General features: G+C 35.3%; 12 protein-coding genes. 5 read left to right on the top strand and 7 right to left on the bottom strand.

Annotation, left to right across the window (positions count from 1 at the left end; genetic code table 11):
* Positions 1-41: 41 nt before the first annotated feature.
* The 5 genes from LC095_RS21080 to LC095_RS21060 form a co-directional block, all read right to left on the bottom strand.
* Entirely contained in the window at positions 42-683 is a 642-nt protein-coding gene (locus LC095_RS21080; RefSeq protein ID WP_226530042.1) for a YesL family protein, read from the bottom strand.
* A gap of 58 nt (positions 684-741) precedes the next feature.
* A complete protein-coding gene (locus LC095_RS21075) occupies positions 742-1,605 on the bottom strand; it encodes a carbohydrate ABC transporter permease (RefSeq protein WP_413467525.1) in 864 nt (287 codons plus the stop codon).
* Positions 1,606-1,686: 81 nt separating this feature from the next.
* Positions 1,687-2,544, bottom strand: coding sequence for an ABC transporter permease (locus tag LC095_RS21070; RefSeq protein ID WP_226530068.1), 858 nt, complete (start codon positions 2,542-2,544; stop codon positions 1,687-1,689).
* Positions 2,545-2,726: 182 nt separating this feature from the next.
* Positions 2,727-4,337, bottom strand: coding sequence for an extracellular solute-binding protein (locus LC095_RS21065; protein ID WP_226530040.1), 1,611 nt, complete (start codon positions 4,335-4,337; stop codon positions 2,727-2,729).
* A gap of 330 nt (positions 4,338-4,667) precedes the next feature.
* On the bottom strand, positions 4,668-6,959 hold the full coding sequence (locus tag LC095_RS21060; protein ID WP_226530039.1) for a glycoside hydrolase family 127 protein: 2,292 nt from the start codon (positions 6,957-6,959) through the stop codon (positions 4,668-4,670).
* Between the two features lie 144 nt (positions 6,960-7,103).
* Here LC095_RS21060 and LC095_RS21055 point away from each other — a divergent pair, with 144 nt between their 5' ends.
* Positions 7,104-7,976, top strand: a complete 873-nt coding sequence (locus LC095_RS21055; RefSeq protein ID WP_226530038.1) for an AraC family transcriptional regulator — start codon at positions 7,104-7,106, stop codon at positions 7,974-7,976.
* 42 nt (positions 7,977-8,018) lie between these two features.
* Here the strand turns inward: LC095_RS21055 and LC095_RS21050 are convergent, their stop codons facing one another.
* Positions 8,019-8,966 (bottom strand): rhodanese-related sulfurtransferase, encoded by a 948-nt coding sequence (locus tag LC095_RS21050; protein ID WP_226530037.1) that lies wholly within the window; start codon positions 8,964-8,966, stop codon positions 8,019-8,021.
* Positions 8,967-9,264: 298 nt separating this feature from the next.
* Here LC095_RS21050 and LC095_RS21045 point away from each other — a divergent pair, with 298 nt between their 5' ends.
* From LC095_RS21045 to LC095_RS21030, 4 genes are all read left to right on the top strand, one after another.
* Complete coding sequence (locus LC095_RS21045; protein WP_226530036.1) at positions 9,265-9,594, top strand: hypothetical protein; 330 nt, start codon at positions 9,265-9,267, stop codon at positions 9,592-9,594.
* Between the two features lie 118 nt (positions 9,595-9,712).
* Positions 9,713-10,759, top strand: coding sequence for a PQQ-dependent sugar dehydrogenase (locus LC095_RS21040; RefSeq protein WP_226530035.1), 1,047 nt, complete (start codon positions 9,713-9,715; stop codon positions 10,757-10,759).
* A 284-nt stretch (positions 10,760-11,043) separates the two neighbouring features.
* Entirely contained in the window at positions 11,044-11,781 is a 738-nt protein-coding gene (locus LC095_RS21035) for a LysM peptidoglycan-binding and 3D domain-containing protein (protein WP_226530034.1), read from the top strand.
* 290 nt (positions 11,782-12,071) lie between these two features.
* On the top strand, positions 12,072-12,257 hold the full coding sequence (locus LC095_RS21030) for a hypothetical protein (RefSeq protein ID WP_226530033.1): 186 nt from the start codon (positions 12,072-12,074) through the stop codon (positions 12,255-12,257).
* A 207-nt stretch (positions 12,258-12,464) separates the two neighbouring features.
* Here the strand turns inward: LC095_RS21030 and LC095_RS21025 are convergent, their stop codons facing one another.
* Positions 12,465-12,995 carry a hypothetical protein gene (locus tag LC095_RS21025; protein ID WP_226530032.1) on the bottom strand — a complete coding sequence of 177 codons (531 nt, stop codon included), beginning with the start codon at positions 12,993-12,995 and terminating at the stop codon, positions 12,465-12,467.
* Positions 12,996-13,130: the final 135 nt, after the last annotated feature.

The raw sequence follows: 13,130 nt of genomic DNA, 5'->3' as shown, positions 1-13,130 counted from the left end.
TTTTCTGTCAATAACATGAAAGGAATAGGCAAATTTTCGTACTAGCTAAAGGATTCTACTTCTTCGATATGAGAATGGTTGTTTTTCTTCAATGATGAAGATGTCATCTTCATCAAGACAAATCCGATAAAGCTAACTCCAAAGACAGGTATTAGCCCCGGAATAAGCGAAAATAGAAAATAGATAAGTAACATTGAAGCAAATAAGAGGATTGTTTTGATTGGTCTTCCTATTACAAGAACAAAGGCATACTTATAATACTCTAGAAATTTTAAATTATAGTGCACATAAATAGGAAATAGATAGAATGTGATAAACAAGTATAAAACAAGAAGTAAATAGAGAGTAATGGTTAATGCTTGATGAATAAAAGTCATCTCAACCTGATGCAAAACCCTCACATCAATTAAAAGAGCCGCCCCTAAAATTGCCCAAACATATCCAAGGATATTACCTCTTATAAACTCTGATTTATACGTTTTCCAGAAGAGGTGAAAGATCCGCACTTCTTCTTTTGATTCCATCGTTAATTTCCTTAGAACTGCAAAAAGGGCAACAGTTGCAGGAAAAACCCCTAATAAAAACACGCCAACTAGTGAAAATATAAACCATAAACAGTTTAATAGAAACAAATTCAAACACCATTCTCCTAATTGAACATACTTAATTCCTAATCCTTTCATCCTCCTGCCCTCCATATAAAAAGCTATCGATAGAATATCAATAGCTTTGTTCTCTTTTTCATCCCTTTACTGATCCAATCATGACTCCTTTTTCAAAATACTTTTGGATAAATGGATAGACAATTAAGATCGGAAGTGTTGAAATAATAATAACCCCATACTTAATTTGATCCGCATATCTTTGAGCATATCCACCAGCTGCACCACCACTTCCCGCTCCTTCGGCGAACACCTGATTAGAAAGCAGAATATCTCTTAATACAATTTGCAATGGCTGTAGACTATAGTCTCGTATATAAATTAATCCTGTAAAGAAATCGTTCCAGTGCCACACTAAATAGTAAAGTCCAATTACAGATACAACTGCCTTTGAGAGAGGCATCACAACCTTAAGGAAAAATGTAAAGTGATTACATCCATCAATTGATGCGGCTTCATATAATTCATTTGGTATGTTTGTCTCAAAAAATGTCCTAGTAATGATTAAATTAAACACATTTACTGAGAAAGGAATAATAAACACCCACATGGTGTCAATTAGCTGTAAATCTTTCATTAATAAGTACGTTGGGATTAACCCTCCATTAAAAAACATTGTAAAAACAAAGAAGAACATTAAAATTCGTCTTGCACGAAATTCTTTTCTTGATAACACATAAGCAGCTGGCAGTGTTAGTAATAAATTAACAAACGTACCTAAAAGAGAGTAAATCATTGTATTTTTATAACCAATCCAAATCCTTGCATCCTGAAAAATTTCTTGATATCCAAATAAACTAAACCCTTTTGGAAATAACAGTACTTTCCCTGTAGATACAAGGGTTGAATCACTTACAGAAGCAATAACAACAAAATATAGCGGATATGCGATAATTAAAAATACTATTGCACATATTACATAGATAAATAGATCAAAAATCATATCATTTATATTTTTCCCTTTTTTCGTAAGTAGTGCCATAGCAGCTCCTCCCTCCATAATCGGATACTAGCCAAAATCACTTTACCAAAGGCTAATATTCGAAAATCTTTTCGCTATATAATTCATCGTTAACAGTAAGGCAAAATTAATTAATGTATTAAACAACCCAATGGCTGCTGCATAACTAAATTGATTTGAGATAATCCCAATTTTATAGACATATGTTTCGATTACTTCAGAAACTGGCAGGTTTAATGGATTTTGCATTAAAAAGATTTTTTCAAAGCCTGTACTGATAATGGAACCCATATTTAATATCAATAGAATAATAATTGTTGGAATAATCGCAGGTATTTCAACATTCCTAATTATTTGCCAGCGATTTGCACCATCCATTTTCGCTGAATCATATAACTGCGGATTTACACTGGACAGTGCCGCTAAATAAATGATGCTATTCCACCCAACATGTTGCCAAACATCAGATAACACATATACAGGAACAAATGTATTGGTAGATGCTAATAGATTTACATCATGAAATCCAAATGCGTTCATGATATGTCCCACGATTCCTGTGTTAGGAGATAATAGGACATTTAATAATCCGACAAGTACCACAATTGAAATAAAGTGAGGCAAATATACTGTTGTTTGGAGAACCTTTTTTCCCCTTTTCCATTTAATCTGGTTAATGAGCAAAGCCAAAATTATTGGTGCAGGAAAGCCCACTATAATCGTTGTTAAACTTAATACAACTGTATTTCTCAATAAATCTGTAAACATATGGCTTTCAATGAATTGAATGAAATACTTTAAACCTACCCAATCTCCCCCGGTCAGTCCTTTTGTAAAATCAAACTCTCGGAAAGCCAGCTGAATTCCGTACATTGGGATATAGTTAAAGACAAGTACAATGATAATTGCAGGCAAGATCATGATCCATAATTGATAGTCACGTTTAAATGTATTAAAAATGGTAGGCTTTTTTTTCAGTTTTATGTTTGGTGCACTATTCGTATTAGTTGTTCTCGTGCTTATAAAGGCCATATACATTCTCCTTTACTGAGGAAGATCAGGCTGCCACAAAAACGTCGCAGTCCTGCCTCCTTAGGTAATCATTACTCCATATTACTCATGTATTCGTCATAGTAGCCTTGGATAATTTCAGTGTTTTTATTGATCCCAATCTTATCAAGTTCTTTTACATAATCATCCCACTGCGAATCAATTCCGCCTTTTGTGATCCATTCAGAGTATTTAGCCATTGCCAGATTCATAATTTCTGTGTTTGCCAGACTTAAAGCATTGTTATCTTCATCACTGTATTTAATAAAAGTTCCAGGGAAAACGTCCTTCTCTTTATCTAAAGATTCAAAGACTTGTTGTAATGGCTCTGTTTGCTTTCCTACTGATTGCATATCGCTTCCAAGTGTAAGCTCTAACGAGTCTGAAATATACATCGGTCCATTATCAGCCCAGGTTGTTGTCCATTTCCAAGTTCCAGGATCCATTTCTTTATCTTCAGGTGGCAATACAGAATAAGTACCATCACCATTGTCTGAAATGTTTGTTCCAAGTGAACCAAATAACACCTGCATACTAACTTCCGGATCATATAATTCATTTATAAATTTCATCGCAGCTTCTTTGTTTTTACTTTGAGATGACATTTGAATAAGATTAACACCGTAGTTTAGATTATTATAATCATAGCTCCAGGAAAGCTCTTCTGATGAGTCAGCTGAAACTTTTAAAGGTGCCATTGATTCATATTGGGGTGCAAGTGTGTTACCGAATCTGTCAGTTACTTCCCATCCAAATGTATAGCCTACCTTTGCTGTGTCTCCATCTCCACGTGCAACAGACTGGTATTTTGTATAGTCTTGAGTAAATACTTCTTTATTGATTAAGCCAGCTTCCCAGCATTTGTTCAAAAACGACACAAGTTCTTTATACCGTTCATCAACTAGGAAATTTTTCACTTCTCCATCTTCCACAAATATCCCCGTTCCACTTCCATCCCCTATTGTGATCCCCATACTTCCTAATAGAACTGTTGGTTGAAAATACCCAAAACCAGTTGTCCCAGTTGGCGAAAAGTCCATAGGAATTTCATCTTTTGGATCACCATTTCCATTTGCGTCTTCCTCTTTAAATGCAACTAACACTTCATAAAGTTCATCCCAGTTTGTTGGCATTTCCAGGCCAAGACTTTCTAACCATTGCTTGTTAATGAATTGTCTAGTTGCTGTTTCAGGCCAAAATCTTTGATACTTTGGAAGACCGAAAATTTCCCCGTCTCTTTGTGTTGATAGTGCCTTTAATTCAGGTTTCTCTTCAAACATCGTTTGAACGTTTGGAGCATGTTCTTCAATCAATGGAGTTAAATCTTCAAACAATCCATTAAACTTAGCAAATTCGGCATCAGTAATAGCGTTTGGACCAACGATTAAATCAGGTATATCACCTGCTGCCAGCATGGCTCCCTTTTTTTGAGACCAATCAGCTGATACTTCCTCCCACTTAATTTCAACACCTGCTCTTTCTTCTGCTTCCTGCAGCCATTTCATTTTCGATAATTCCTGTGTTAATGCATGTTTCGTAATTAGTGCAGTAAGGACTACTCTACCATCTTCTGTTTGTTCCACTTTTTCAGTATTACTACAACCTACTAACACCGATGTTAAACACAAAAAAAGAACTAATAGAAAGATCGTCATTTTTTTCATCCTGGCATCCCCTTTGTTTTTTTATTTCGAAACAGAAATTATGCAACCCCTTACATTTTTACTTAAGAGCATAAATCCGTTTCTTTTATAGCTGGCCTCCTTATTGATTTCATTATGAAAGATTTATGAATTGATGAGAATTCACAATTCCTCAGAAAACATATCTTTTCTTTGGAATTTTATAAAATGAATTGCTCTAGTTTGAGCAATGAAATGGGAATGCTTGATTTAATTTGGAAGGTGGTTGAATTATTAGAAAAAGTGGTCGAATTATTGCAATCAAAAAAGAAGACTATGTCGATCTAGTCTTCTTTACAACAGCAAACAGCTCTAATTCTCTTGGAAAATTGTATTCGTATTGACAATTCTTATCTCGTATACACCCCCTGCAATTTTACCTTCTTGAGAAGCGAATTTCACCTCTACCTTTTCTTTTCCATTCGTTAACGACATCGGTATCTCATAGCAAACGGAAAACAATTCTCCTGGTTTATTCTTTTTAAGAATTTGGTGAGCAATTGCTGTATCATCTATGAAAATATCAAATTCGCGCACGTACATTTTTCCATCCATATGTCGATCTGTATCATCACCATTATAAGTCACGAATAAGTACATTTGTGTATCGTTTGAAACCTTCAATTCATAACTAAAAAAACCTTTATTGACACTTTCTCTCCAACCACAATTATATAGATTTACATACCCTGATCTTGAATTATGTTTTTTAATGGAATGCTCTACTTCAGGTTGTTGCTCATTTGGTTTGACAGCATCTATCGTTACACGATTAAGAAAATCTGTTTTTTTCCTTTTTTTCGTCAAGAATGTTTGATACATAGAATGACTCATCATATTCCAATACAAGGTATAACGCTGATGATGCAGCTTATAAAACGGTATGAGTGTAACCTGTTTATTTCCCGGTTGACCAATTGAATCCGTCTTAAATGTGAGGGGCTCACCTTCAACAGGTTTTACCCAATTCCTTACATCCATGTCATCTGTGATAAGATCCGGCACATCTATTAATGGGTAATTATTTAATTTCAAATGATCATCCAATATGTCTGTTTCCGGAAACTTCTCTGTACCAAGTGCCCCTGCGAGTACAATTGGTCCATAGAGAATTGCCGCTTTTGTTGGATCTTGTTTCATCGGTGATGTGTAAACTTTCATTGGGACTTTGATATCAATTATATCTCCCTTATTCCATTTTCCTTCAAGTGTGATATATCCATTTTTTGTACTAGTATGTGTGTCTTTTTGATTAACGGTTACTGTTACAGAACCGGAATTCCAATTAGGTACCCGTATTTTGAAAGTTAAATGTACGTCTTCTGCCTGCTCAACAACTAACTGAGTTCGGTCTGATTCAGGAAATACAGTTAGCTGCTTTACCGACATTTTTTTCTCTGCAAGAGAAATTTGCGATGCGATAAATAAATTGACAAATAACTCATTACCATTTTGATAGTAGATATTCTTTGTGTATCTTGCAGGGTTTTCCATCCCCGTTCCTGTGCAGCACCAAAATGATTGATCTGGTGTACAATACACTTTAAAATGTCCTGGTTGTGTTGAGACAAAATAAGTTTTCATTCCGGTATCAGGATCTTGTGAAGCTAAAATATGATTGTACAAAGCTTTTTCATAGTAATCGATGTATTCTACCTTTTGGCTAATACGAAATAAGCATTCTGTAAGCTTTAACATATTATACGTATTACATGTTTCTGTTGTTGTCACACCTAATTCCTCTTTATCCTCCGGCCCAAAATGTTCCCCTATACTATTTCCTCCAATTACATATGAGCGGTGCTTTGTGACTTGATTCCAGAAAAACTCAGCCATATCTTTATATTGTTTCTCACCTGTAACTTCATAAAGTTTCGCTGCGCCTATTACCTTTGGAATTTGCGTATTTGCATGTTTTCCTTCAAGGTTATCCACTCCCCTTGCTAATGGGTCTAAAACCGCTTTGTGACAGAACCTTTTGGCTAGCTCTAGATAGGCAACATTCTCCGTAATTTTATATAAATCAACAAAGACTTCATTCATTCCTCCATGCTCACAAATAAGCATTTTCTGAAACTGCTCATCATTTAATTGACTTAGTCCTTTCCTTGCCCAGTCTGCAAGCTTCGTTACAACAGTAAGAGCTTTTTGATTGCCTGTTAATTGGTATGTATCAATTAACCCTGCATATATTTTATGAATGCTGTACCACGGCACCCAGCTTCCTCCTAAAGAAAAATGATCCACTTCAAAACTCCCGGAGAAAACATGATCAAAACACCTCCTCGAAAAACCGCTTACATATCCATCTTTATCAAAAGATTGAATATGAGCAAGTTCATCAACCGCATAAGCTAGTTTTCCTTTTAAACGTTCATCCTTAGTCACAGAATACATTGTGGAAGCAGCGGATAACCAATGACCTATCGAATGGCCTCTAATGCCTCTGGTTTCCCATCCACCATATGTGGGTTTTTTTGGTGTTTCACCTGCAGCCTCATAACATGGAGCAACAAGTCGATCAACATCAAGGTAAATTAAATACTCCATCCCTTTTTCCTGGGATTCCATGAAAATCCCATCTAGAAGTGTAACATTCGTCATGATAAAGTCCTCCCCTTTTAATCGTTATAATCCCTATTGTGAAGAAAAGCTAGCAAAAACTGAATTCACAATTCCATATAATCCATATCTCTTTTTTGTTTTTTCGTGATAAAGTAGAGAAAAGAAAGTTAGGGAGGTTGGACGATGAATGAGGTAAGTTTATATACAAACACTTTACCGTTAATAAGAGAAATCGGTCATATGTGGGATGATAGCGGAATTTTAGATCATCCTATCCGTCTTATGGAAACACTCAATGTGTTTATTTATGTTAAAAAAGGGGATATACAAGTAATTGAAGATGATGTGGAGTTTCTTTTACAAAGTGGTTCATATCTTTTTCTAAAAAAAAATGTTCCACACTGGGGGACAAGACGTTATACACCTGGTACAGAATGGTATTATATTCATTTCTATGATTCATACGATTACATAAATGTAGAAACTTCAAGGGAATATTCCAAATATCAGCACTCAACTCTTATAATGGAAGAAACCTATCTTTCAAAAATGACGCTCCCGAAAACCGGAACTGTAAAAAATCCTGAATACACAGAGCTTCAGCTGAAGAAACTATGTGAAGAATACTTGTCACCTCATACTCTGCGACCATTAACAACATCCTCGATGACCTACCAATTTTTTATAGATCTATATAGTAAGAAACTAGAGGAATCCAACAGATCAAAACAACATCGGATTGTAGGAAAGATGATTGATCTTTTCAGTCACTCTTCTTCTAAAAAATTATCAAGTAAAGAAATTTCCGAGTCTATCGGCATGAACTATGCCTATTTATCAACTCTATTCCGAAAAGAAACAGGAAAAAGCATCACTCAATTTCAGGATGAATTACTAATTGAAAAGGCGATTAAAATGTTGAAAGAAAAATGCATTAACATTTCTGAAGTAAGCGATTCTTTAGGTTTTTCAAACCCGTTTTATTTCAGCCGGGTATTTAAAAAAGTTACCGGTGTATCTCCCACTACCTATTTAAATGAAATATATCGAAATTAAAAATCCCTCTCATCAAGAAAGGGATTTTTACACGACTATATATTAAACTAACACTGCTAGTCTTTCTTTTACTTCTTCTTCTGTTAAACCATGCTCTGCCACATAACGGTTTCGTTCATGAACTCGACATTCATGGCTGCATGCACGTAAATATTTATGTTCATTTTCTTCTGAGCACAGAATTTTTTTGTTACACTCAGGGTTTCCACAGTTAACGAATCGTTCACATGGCTCACCAGTGTAATAGTCTTTTCCGACAACAGTCGGCTCCACTCTATTAACAGGGACGATAAGTCTTTCATCAAACACATAACATTGTCCATCCCAGTCTTTGCCTTGTACTTCCGGGTCTTTTCCGTAGGTGACGATTCCGCCGTGAAGCTGTGCAACATCTTCAAAGCCTTCTTTACGTAACCAGCCTGAGAACTTTTCACAACGAATCCCGCCAGTACAATAAGTAAGGATTTTTTTGCCTTCAAATTTTTCACGGTTGTCTCGAATCCATTCTGGAAGTTCTTTAAATGTATTTATATCAGGTAATATCGCATTTTTAAAATGACCTACAGCATATTCATAGTCATTTCTAGCATCAATAATAACGGTATCCTCTTGTTGCATTGCTTCTTGGAATTCTTTCGGACTATAATACTCTCCTGTTATTTCCAGTGGATTAACATCTTCTTCTAAACGAAGTGTCACAAGCTCTGGACGATGACGAACTTTGATTTTTTTGAAAGCATGTTCATCCTCTTCATCTATTTTATAGACCATATCTGCAAAACGAGGGTCTTCTTTCATATGGGCCATATATTGCTCGGTTTGTTCAACAGTTCCTGAAAGTGTCCCATTGATTCCTTCATTGGCAATTAAAATTCTTCCTAATACCCCAAGATTTTTACAATACTCTAAGTGCTCTTGAGCAAACTCTTCAGGGTTTTCGATTGTAACATAGTGATAATATAATAAAACTCGATACTCTTTATTTTCCATATAACTCTCACCTTCTATATTATATTTGCAAGATATACATACAGAGATGGTAACTTGCTGTTACATTTATCAATAAAACGCAACATCTAATTAAAACAAATAATTTAACTAAAAGCAACCGGTCAGATTTGGATAACATGTTAAAAGTATGGGAACCCCGCTAATTTCTCTTCTCAACTAAACACAAAAAAAGGTTTACCTAATGCCTACTTACCCCCATAAATTACAAGGATTTAAGAAATATTGTATAAAGATATGTCATTATACTTTTTCTTATTTCAGGCTGAGGAGGACTACTATGGAGACCAACGTAAAAGATGCGTTAACTGAATGGAAAGAAGAGATGCTCAAGCAAAAGATCGAGCTTGATGAAGAATACGAAAGAGTAAAAAACGAGCTGCAAATCTACTCCTATAAATCCGGAATTACAAAGCAAGTCATTCAATCTACTATTAATGATGAAATTATCGAAACAATTAAAACAACCTATCAAATACCATTTGTAGAAAAATATGATGAACTAAAGCAGTACATAAGAATATTAGATGAGAAAAGAAAAGTATTTCAAATGTTTGTCGATAAAATTGAAAAAGTCAGTGAATCTGGAGAAAATGATTCCGTGAAATAGACAGGAGAAGGCTACTTGCCTTCTCCTTTTTGATTTCACATTCCAAAATTGGTATAATTGGATTATATTTCCACCATAAAAATGGAGTGATCATGTGTTTAATAAGACTGTCTATTTGATGATCTTGCTTTTATTTCTTTCAGGGTGTGCCTACGATGAAACCCCAAAGAAGCAAATACAGGATATTGAAACAACAGGAAAGACTGTTGAAACTCTAGCTAAAAATCTGGATATTCCATGGAACATAGCAAAGCATAATCAAACCTTTTATCTTACTCAACGCGCAGGAAAAATCATAGAAATATCCGGAGATACAATGAACGAACAACAGTTATCTCTTACAAAAAATGTTCATCATGAGGGAGAAGGCGGATTATTGGGGTTTGTGTTAGCAACTGATTTTACAACCAGCCATAAAGCATATGCCTATCACACCTATGAAGAAGGAAATGTAATCAAAAATCGTATCATCGTTCTTAAGAAAGAAGCTGACAATTGGATTGAAGAAGATACATTAGTAGAAAATATCCCCGGTGGAAGAATTCATAATGGCGGGAGAATGAAAATCGGTCCTGACAGCATGCTTTATGCTACAACCGGAGATTCCGGTAATCCCGACTTAGCACAAGATAAGCAGAGTTTAGCAGGAAAGATTTTACGTATGAACCTTGATGGGGCAGTTCCTTATGATAACCCAATTCAGTCCTCTTACCTTTATTCTTATGGACATAGAAATCCTCAAGGCCTTGCATGGGATGAGGATGGCAATCTCTATAGCACTGAGCATGGGCAAAGTGCACATGATGAAATTAACTTGATTAAACCTGGACAAAATTATGGATGGCCAGTTATACAAGGACATGAAGAAAAATCCGGTATGGTTACACCTATTTTTCACACAGGTGAACAAACCTGGGCACCATCCGGTATAGAGTATTGGAATGGAAGCCTTTATATTGCCACACTAAGAGGTGAAAAAGTCCGTCGTTTTGACTTATCTTCTAATCAGGCTTCTGTTTTTCACGAGGGTAGTGGCAGAATGCGAGATGTGTTAATTGGAGGAAATCACCTATACACTATTACAAATAACCGAGATGGCAGAGGAACACCTAATCAAGATGATGACAAGCTTCTCAATATTCCTTTAACAACAAAAGAGTATTGAAGTAATATGAAAAAATCCCTCTTCTAAAGGGAGATTTTTGTACTTTGGAATCATGTCATTAGAAAAAACTATCCCTCCTTTATTTTTTACCAATATTGGAAAATACTATAGTAAAATTCACAAAAACCATCTTAATTGGATATTGTTGGAACAGTTTGTAACTTTGTTAACATCTAGCTGTAACAACGTAAACAAACTGTTAAGTGCTTGTTCTTTTAAACTTTCTTTTTCGTGGTAAGATGAATTCATTGATTAGCACAACCGCTAACAAGGAGGTAAACAACATGAAAAGAAAGTTAATTTCGTTTATCACATTCGCATCTTTGACAGCAGGATTTTCTGTACAAGCTGCTGCAGAAGAAATTACAGTAAAAGAAGGTGATACTCTCTGGGATATTGCCGAACAAAATGAAGTTGAAGTTGAACATATAAAAGAGTGGAATAACTTATCAAGTGATAAAATTCTTCCAGAGGATCAGCTGGTTCTTAATGATTTTCATGAAGTAAAATTAGGTGATACTCTCTGGGATATTGCCGAAGAACACGAAGTAGATATAGACGAGCTTGAACAATGGAATGACCTTGATTCCCACATTATTAAACCTGGGGAAGAGCTCCAAATCAAGCATTCTGAAACAAAAAAAGATACTACTGAGCCTGCTGCTACAACAGTAAAAAAGGCTCAAAAAGTTAAAAATACAAAAACAACAGAAACTGAACAAGAACCAGAAGGTCAGGAAATGACTGTAACCGCAACTGCTTATACTGCAAATTGCGAGGGATGTTCAGGTACAACCGCGACTGGAATTGACCTAAATGCAAATCCAGATAAAAAGGTTATTGCAGTAGACCCTTCCGTTATTCCTCTTGGCTCAACTGTTGAAGTTGAAGGATATGGAACTGCGGTTGCAGCAGATACTGGCGGAGCGATTAAAGGCAATAAAATAGATGTCTTTATCCCTTCAAAATCAGATGCTGTAAACTGGGGTAGAAAAAAAGTAAAGATTAAAGTACTTGATTAATAAAAACGTAAAATGGTTGTGTTATTTATAAACTCAAGTTATCTATTAAAATAGTTTCAAAGGGCTGTCTCAATTGTGACAGCTCCTTTCTATATCATCACGACAATCTGTGCACCAGATTAGAAAACATCGCTAAATATGTCAAGTCTTGCAATATTACGATAAGTTTTTTATTTCTTAGAAAAATCATGTAGATAATTGTAGATAAATTTTTGAAGGAGTTTTTAAAGATTTCTAAAATTAATGTACATAAGAGGAAAAGTAACTAAATAGAAAGGTGGACATTGTTCGTGAGAGATGATTTAAGCTTGCAACAACTTGCAGAAGGTATCCCAAAATCACTTTTGAATGCATCTGATAAAGATATAGAAAGCTTCCAGAATATTATTGAAGAAACAATAAAACTACGAGAAGGACACAGAAATTTACAAAAACTTATAAAAAACTTCTCTACCAATGGCATTCAACGTTCATAATAAGAAAAGTGTAAGCGCCTTGGTCAGACTAAGGCAGGCATAAGACGCTCAGGAATAGAAGACGTTCTTTGTCTTCAATTCCTGAGTGGCTTATGATCCCAAGGCTAGGCGCTTGAACTAGACACCGACACTAAATACAAAATTTTATATTTTTTTACCTCTAAACACAAAACGGCCTACCAATTTTCAGGTAAGTCGTTTTGTCTTTTAGTCGTTAACCTCTGTACTTAAACTTGTTGGAATTAATCCTACGCCCTCAAATACTTTTCCGAGTTTCTCATCAGCTTTTGTGAATGTTTCATTTGCTGCATCTAATGAAGGAGCATCTTTTGCAAGCTCTTCTGCTTTTGTTTGATAAGATGCTGTTAAATCTTCTATAGCTGATTCAAGATCTGCTTTTTGATCTGCTAATTCTTCAGGAATTTCAATTGTCTTTAATTGTTCAACGACTGCTTTAGCAGATGCTTCTGCTGAAGTTTTCATTTCTGCTGTTGGCTCTTCTTCTGAAGCTTCATATGCATTTAAATCTCCATCATGTTCATTTATAGCCTTTGAAGTTGACATATAGAATCGCATCATTGCACTTTTGGCATTTTGCTCTTTATCTGCCCCTTCTTCTGAGGTAGCATCTTCACTTTTTGTATTTTGCGAATCTGTTGATTCTTCCGTTTCTCCTGCACATGCTGTTAACCCGATGGCAAACACTAGTGTAGAAAATAAAAACCAAAATTTTCTCATTTAAACTCCTCCAAATCGGAATAGTATGTAGATGAAGATCTCCATTGAATTCCCAAATATTAGAATGATCTTCCACCTTCTGTATTATAGGAGTTACCTCAAAAAATTTCAACCATTATTCCACAAAAATATCAA

Origin of the sequence: Metabacillus niabensis (genome assembly GCF_020524345.1) — a bacterium.
Lineage (GTDB): Bacteria > Bacillota > Bacilli > Bacillales > Bacillaceae > Metabacillus > Metabacillus niabensis_B.
This window is presented reverse-complemented; position numbering and strand designations above follow the sequence as displayed.